Annotated in this window: 1 protein-coding gene and 1 pseudogene; one reads left to right on the top strand and one right to left on the bottom strand. The window is 57.7% G+C overall.

Features of this window, described 5'->3' with window-relative positions; translation table 11 throughout:
- Positions 1-1170, bottom strand: a pseudogene (locus MOV76_RS39115) (hypothetical protein); the annotation flags it as partial.
- A gap of 55 nt (positions 1171-1225) precedes the next feature.
- Here MOV76_RS39115 and MOV76_RS39110 point away from each other — a divergent pair.
- On the top strand, positions 1226-1429 hold a 204-nt coding region (locus MOV76_RS39110), incomplete at its 3' end, for a hypothetical protein (RefSeq protein ID WP_247266593.1).

The following is a 1429-nucleotide window of genomic DNA, read 5'->3' as shown; positions in this document are numbered from 1 at the left end:
GTCGAGCGACAATCCGCTGCGGCCTTCGATCGATGGATCAACCTGCTGCAGCGGCGAAGTTGATCTGAACTCGGCACGTGGATCCGAACGGCCGTCCAGACCGGCCGGTTCCCGGCCACTTGCCGGCTCAGGGGACAACCCCGACGCTGCGTTCGCCTCAACGACTTGCTGGTACTGCCGAAGCCGATTGAAAGACATATTGAGTTTTTTTCCCACGGCTTCGGTGAAGTCTTGGTAATCTATTTTCAACGACCATTGCTGCTGATCACTGCCGTTGAGCCGGCTCGCTATGCTCTCCCGACCCCTGGTTTGCAGCCAATTACCAAACCTCCGTCGATTGTTGGTCAGATTCCAGATAACTTTCCTCTGCGAAGTCGAGTCCGGTCCGAGCTTGCTCAGCTCTTCCTTGGCTAGGTCATCAATGATGCGGGCGTCGTCGGGATAAGGATGATGCTGTTTCAACTGCGACTCGGCGCCTAGATACTGCCGCAGCCGATCGAAACTCACGCCCACTTTTTTTCCCATGGCTTCGATGAAGTCTTGGTAATCTTTTTGCAACGACTGTTGCTGCTGATCAGTACCGGTGAGTCGGCTGACTATGCTCTCCCTGCCCTCCCTTTGGAGCCAAGCGCTAAACTTTCGTTGGTGACTGGTATTATTCCGAGAAGTCGGGACCGGTCCGAACTTACTCAGCTCTTCCTTGGCCAAGCTATCAATGACGAGCGCGTCGTCGGGATAAGGATCATGTATCTGGCGCCCCATCAGGCGCGGCCCAGGTCCAACGGCTTGGAGTTCTTGCCCCTCAGGCGCGAGCCTCCTGAAATGAGACAGTGCTGACTTAAGACGGTCCTGACCATCCCCACCGCTTGCCCAATAATCCGCGATATCAACGGCTAGTGAATCTGGATCGTTTAAAAGCCGAGAAGCCATCGAATCTCTGTTCTCTGCTTTGAGCCAACGAGCGAACCCCCTAAGAATCCCTAAATTGGTCGTCAAGGTACGCTCGGGAACCCTTCCGTCCCCTCGGCCGATGCTACCGTCGGGTAGAATTTCGTAGTTTCGGACTGCTTCCGCGAACTGGTTGATGCGGGACTCGTCATCGGAATGCATGTCCCGGTCGGCGGGGCGACCACGCTTGGCGTAATCGACGCGAACCTTGGTTGAGACCACGTGAGTCTCCGTTGCGGCATCGACGTCTTGCTGCCCCGAACTCCGCGACGACGTCTTGCCGCTGCTCAATCCGAACGCCTTCTTGAACCCTGACGCCATGCGCGACGTAAATCCGCGGCGTTTGCCCTGCGGCGCCGCGGCGACTTCGCCCGCCTCCGCCATATTGCTCGATGTCTTGCTCCCCGAGCCGCCGAATCGCAAGCTGCTGGAGCCCGCCCGAGAGACGTCTATGCTGTGGCGGGCGCCGCTCAACGAGTTC

Source organism: Rhizobium sp. PRIMUS64 (genome assembly GCF_023006465.1).
Lineage (GTDB): Bacteria > Pseudomonadota > Alphaproteobacteria > Rhizobiales > Rhizobiaceae > Rhizobium > Rhizobium leguminosarum.
The sequence above is the reverse complement of the archived record's forward strand: the minus strand, read 5'-3'. Positions and strand labels throughout refer to the sequence as shown.